The organism is Methylobacterium sp. WL7 (assembly GCF_008040085.1).
GTDB classification, from domain to species: domain Bacteria; phylum Pseudomonadota; class Alphaproteobacteria; order Rhizobiales; family Beijerinckiaceae; genus Methylobacterium; species Methylobacterium mesophilicum.
Genome location: NZ_VRVG01000220.1, coordinates 1 through 4,482, shown reverse-complemented (window position 1 = coordinate 4,482; position 4,482 = coordinate 1). Strand labels below are relative to the sequence as shown.

3 protein-coding genes and 2 pseudogenes are annotated in these 4,482 nt (G+C 67.8%); 3 read left to right on the top strand and 2 right to left on the bottom strand.

Annotated features, from left to right (window positions below):
• Both FV233_RS28205 and FV233_RS30705 read right to left on the bottom strand, forming a co-directional pair.
• Positions 1–253: pseudogene (locus FV233_RS28205) on the bottom strand (sugar transferase); the annotation flags it as partial.
• Between the two features lie 715 nt (positions 254–968).
• Positions 969–1,133 carry a hypothetical protein gene (locus tag FV233_RS30705; RefSeq protein ID WP_187277964.1) on the bottom strand — a complete coding sequence of 55 codons (165 nt, stop codon included), beginning with the start codon at positions 1,131–1,133 and terminating at the stop codon, positions 969–971.
• A 111-nt stretch (positions 1,134–1,244) separates the two neighbouring features.
• Between FV233_RS30705 and FV233_RS28200 the strand changes: the two genes are divergently transcribed.
• The 3 genes and pseudogenes from FV233_RS28200 to FV233_RS28190 all read left to right on the top strand — a co-directional run.
• Positions 1,245–1,859: a collagen-like protein gene (locus tag FV233_RS28200; protein ID WP_238261955.1), complete on the top strand. Its 615-nt coding sequence runs from the start codon at positions 1,245–1,247 to the stop codon at positions 1,857–1,859.
• Between the two features lie 622 nt (positions 1,860–2,481).
• A complete protein-coding gene (locus FV233_RS28195; RefSeq protein ID WP_147857128.1) occupies positions 2,482–4,116 on the top strand; it encodes a TolC family outer membrane protein in 1,635 nt (544 codons plus the stop codon).
• A 123-nt stretch (positions 4,117–4,239) separates the two neighbouring features.
• A pseudogene (locus FV233_RS28190) lies at positions 4,240–4,482 on the top strand (DUF2497 domain-containing protein); the annotation flags it as partial.

Below are 4,482 nucleotides of genomic sequence, written 5' to 3'. Positions count from 1 at the left end.
CCCGGCCGAGCCGCATGTGCCGGAAGATCGGCGCCTTGCGGTCGCCGGCCCAGACCAGCACGGCGATCAGCAGCATCAGCGGCAGCAGCAGGAACAGCGCCGTCGCCGCCACCCCGATGTCGAGCCCGCGCTTGGCCGCCCAGTCGAGCCGAAGCCCCCGCGCCACGAACGGCGTCTCGGGCAGAACCGCCTCCGCAACAGCCTCGGCCGCCTCGCTCACCTGACCGGCAATCTGATCGGCCACGTTCGACATCTCAACCCTATGGTGCGGCGCAGAGGCGCCCTCGGACATCTGGGATTCGGCACGACCCTGCATGGTCTCAGCTCCTCGGTTGAGGCCAATGGCGGGTGGTTAATGATTAGTTACTTCGGGCCTTATAGACGGGGCAAATTGGGCTGACAAGCTGTCAGATATTTTAATTAGCCCCCTTAAACAGGTTATCTTTGTAAAAAAACGCATATGTGGCGGGGATTAAGCCGTCGCGCGCCGGGTTGTCGGGCGAACCTGACGTTCAGTAGTTGCTACGGAATCCCCCAGGGGGTTCGACCGAAACAACGGCTCGAACAACAACTTACGCAATGTTTGATTGTGCGCCGCACAATCGGGCTCGGCATACCTGGCGGGTACCGGCCACGGGTCGAATCGGACGGCCTGGCGCTCATGCTGCAATGCCGCGACACCCCAAACGAACAAGGGGCCGAAACCGTTGCATCGGAAAAAACAGGAGTCCCGACGACCCGCCCCCGGTCGCCCACCGTTGCCCGCGCAGGACCGACGCGACCGCGAGTCCGGCGCGGGCAACGGTGTCAGAACAAGGACTTAGGGCGACGCCTCCATTCCCGCCCCGGTCGCTCCACCCTGTCCCGGCGCCCTGACCATGGGAACCGGAACCGCTCTCGCGATGCGGCACGGCCGCGCTCGGACCACGCGGGCAGTGCCGCGAACCCGGATACCGGACTGTGCGCGATCACACCTGCTCGATGGCATAGACCGCCGACGGACGCGGCCATTCATCGGCCATATTGCGGATGCCTGGCATGCGAATACCGAATTCGGCCGGATACACCGCTAAAACGGAGCTTTTCACATCAAAATTCTCGCGCGTTATTGCGAATTCAGAAGCGAATGGCATTCTGCCGACATGAAGCTCGCGAGACCCGACATGAGTCTATCGCGCCGGCGATGCGCCATGGTGCCAATATTCGTAGGGTCTTTGCTCTGGATCGCTCCGGCGAAAGCCGACATGCGTATCGAGGCCGCGAAAATCACTGCCGGCGACCTCTGGGTGCTGGGCAATGCCGGCGAACCCGACGCCGAGATCACCCTGGACGGCAAGTTCTCGCAGCGCACCGATACCCGCGGTTATTTCGAGTTTCACGTCGTCTATCATCCGGCCACTTGCATCGCGACGCTGCGGACGTCCAAGCAGGCGCGCAGCATTGTGGTCGGGGAATGCGGCCAGCAGGCGCCGGGCCTCCCAGGTCCGCCCGGTCCGCGCGGCGAGGCGGGAATCAGGGGTGAGCCCGGCCCGCCGGGCGCGATGGGACCGCCCGGAACGCCGGGGGCCGAGGGCCCCATGGGTGCGCAGGGCGAGCGGGGCCAACAGGGGCAGGAAGGTCCGGTGGGCAGCGCGGGGCCCGCAGGCCCGCCGGGCCCGCGCGGTCCGCAAGGGGTGCCGGGACCGATCGGGAAAGCCGCACCGTCCAGTGCCGCCTTCAAGGCCAAGCCGTCGCCGACCCTCACGGGCTCGGTGGTTAGGCCCCGCGCGACGCGACCACAGCAGGAGCCGGGCCAGGGCTCCGGCGACGCCGTGCCTTCCGAGCCGGGCGCAGGCGTCGCCGCCGACGATCGCTATTGATGCGTCTCCGGCGGCCGCGTCCAAGAGGAGGCAGCGGCGATCCATCGGCGTCCCATCGCGGCGCCGCGGATGTTCGGGGGACGGCCGGGGGAGCCGACGGACGGCTTGCCGGGCGTCCCGCGACGGAGAACGAGCTCTTGGAGCCGCGCACGCACGTCAAACCGGTTGCGTCGGCGCACCCGCGGCTCGGATCGGGCGCCCGGGCCGGGGGCCGATGCGTGCCCGGCTCGGTTCGACCGTCCCGGAGGTTCGCCCCACCATGCGGTTGCACGGAGTTCCCGCGCCGACCGCGCGGCAAACGCGCATCTCCCTCTGAACACGGACGAATTCGCGTTTTCGGCACCGCGTTTACGGCCGGCGTGGCCGCCTGCCGAGGCGGCCTGCCATGTGTCACCTTAATGCCCCAACGCACCACATTCCGACGCCGACGCCGGGCAAGCCCGAGCCAAACCGGCGGATTTGCGCTAAGCGTGACGGTGGGGCGGGCTTGATCGGATCCCTGCGTAACGCCGTACCTTGGCCGTTTTCGCGGCGGACATCCGGACCGTTATAAAGACCGCAAGGGCTTGTTATCGTGACAATACGTCCACCAGCGAGTTGCCCCGCGCTCCGAGTGATCGGAATGGCGTCCGGACTCGCGATCCTGGCCACGAATCCGTCCCTCGCCGAGACCTTGGAGAGCGCTCTCGCCAAGGCTTACCAGGGCAATCCGTCTCTCAATGCCAGCCGCGCCGGCGTCCGCGCCATCGACGAGAACGTCGCCATCGCGCAGGCGGGCTACCGGCCGCAGGTCAATGTCGGCGCCTCGATCGGCGTGCAGTATCTGCAGACCCGCAGCGGCAGCGCGGTCGCTTCCGTCGGCGGAACCGCAGCCGGTTCGGGAACCTCGGCGGCAAGCAGCGGCTCGTCGCTCGGGGGTTCGTCACTGGGCGGCTCGTCACTGGGCGGGACATCGCTCGGCGGCACGACCGGCTCGGCCGTCACCGGGGGCTCCGCCGTCGGAACTTCGACGGGCATCGGCACCAGCGCCGGCGCCGGCTTGGGATCGTCGTCTTCGGGTTTGGCAGCCGGCCAGTCGGCCGGCAGCAGCGGCACGTCCACCGATGTGACCTCTCAGGTGCTGACGTCGTCGAACCGGACCACGCGCACGACCTATCTGCCGAGCAGCGCGAGCCTGACCGTCTCGCAGACGATCTTCAACGGCTTCCAGACCGACAACTCCGTCCGGCGGGCCGAGTCGACCGTCTACAGCCAGCGCGAGACCCTGCGGTTCACCGAACTCACGGTGCTCTACAACGCCGTCCAGGCGTACATGAACGTGCTCAGCAACACCGCGACGCTGGAACTCAACCGGAACAACGTCGAGGTTCTGGAAGAGCAGCTGCGCCAGACCCGCGACCGCTTCAACGTCGGCGAGGTGACCCGCACCGACGTGGCCCAGGCCGAGGCCCGGCTCGCGGGCGCCCGGTCGCAGGTGAGCGCCGCCGAGTCGACCCTGCGCACCAGCATCGGCGTCTACCGCCAGAATATCGGCGTCGAGCCGCGCCAGCTGGCGCCGGGCCGGCCGCTGGACCGCTATGTGCCGATCAACCTCGATGCGGCCATCGCGATCGGGCTGCGCGAGCATCCGCAGGTCGTGTCGGCCATCCACGCCGTCGATGCCGCGGAAGCCCAGGTCAAGATCCTGGAGGGTCAGCTCGCGCCGACGCTCAGCCTGCAGGGCTCGCTGAGCCAGCTCTACGATCAGAACGGCCCGAACACGAGCTTCTTCGTCGGGTTCGTGGGCGGCCGGCTGAACATCCCGATCTACGAGGGCGGCCAGACCTACGCGCAGATCCGGCAGGCCAAGGAGACTGTCGGCCAGACCCGCATCCAGGTCGATCAGGTCCGCGACCAGGTCCGGGCCCAGATCGTCGATTTCTGGGGTCGCCTGGAGGCCGCCAAGGCCCAGGTCATCGCCGCGCAGGCACAGGTCCAGGCCAACGAGGTCGCGCTCAACGGCGTGCGCGAGGAGGCCCGCGTCGGCCAGCGCACCACCCTGGACGTGCTCAACGCCCAGCAGGAACTGCTGAACTCGCGGGTGAACCTGATCCTGGCCCAGCGCGACCGGGTGATCTTCTCCTACGGCGTGGTCCAGTCGATCGGGCAGCTCACCGCCCGCTTCACCGCCCTGCCGGTGGAGTACTACAGTGCCAAGATCCACTACGATCAGGTCAAGGATCTGTGGTTCGGCCTGCGCACCCCGGACGGACGCTGAGGTCTTTTCCCCGGGGAGTGTGGTGCAGGCGCGCTTGCCGCGACGAATTGGCATGGAATACTGTTTGACGACCGGCCCGATCGGGTCATCCTCCGAACATCCCATGCCCGAGCGCGCCTGTTGATGAGTGCAGCGAGCCCCAAGATCCCGGACTCGAAATTCCAGGACAAGGCCGCCGATAAGGCGCATGAGCCTTCGATGGAGGAGATTCTCGCCTCGATCCGGAGGATCATCGCGGACGATCAGGCGGCCAAACCCGCCGAGATCGCGCCGTCGCCCGAGCCCGAGCCCGACGACGTGCTCGACCTCGCCGAGGTCGCCGAGCCGGTCATCCGGCCCCGCGCCGTGGCCCCGCCGGAGCCGCCC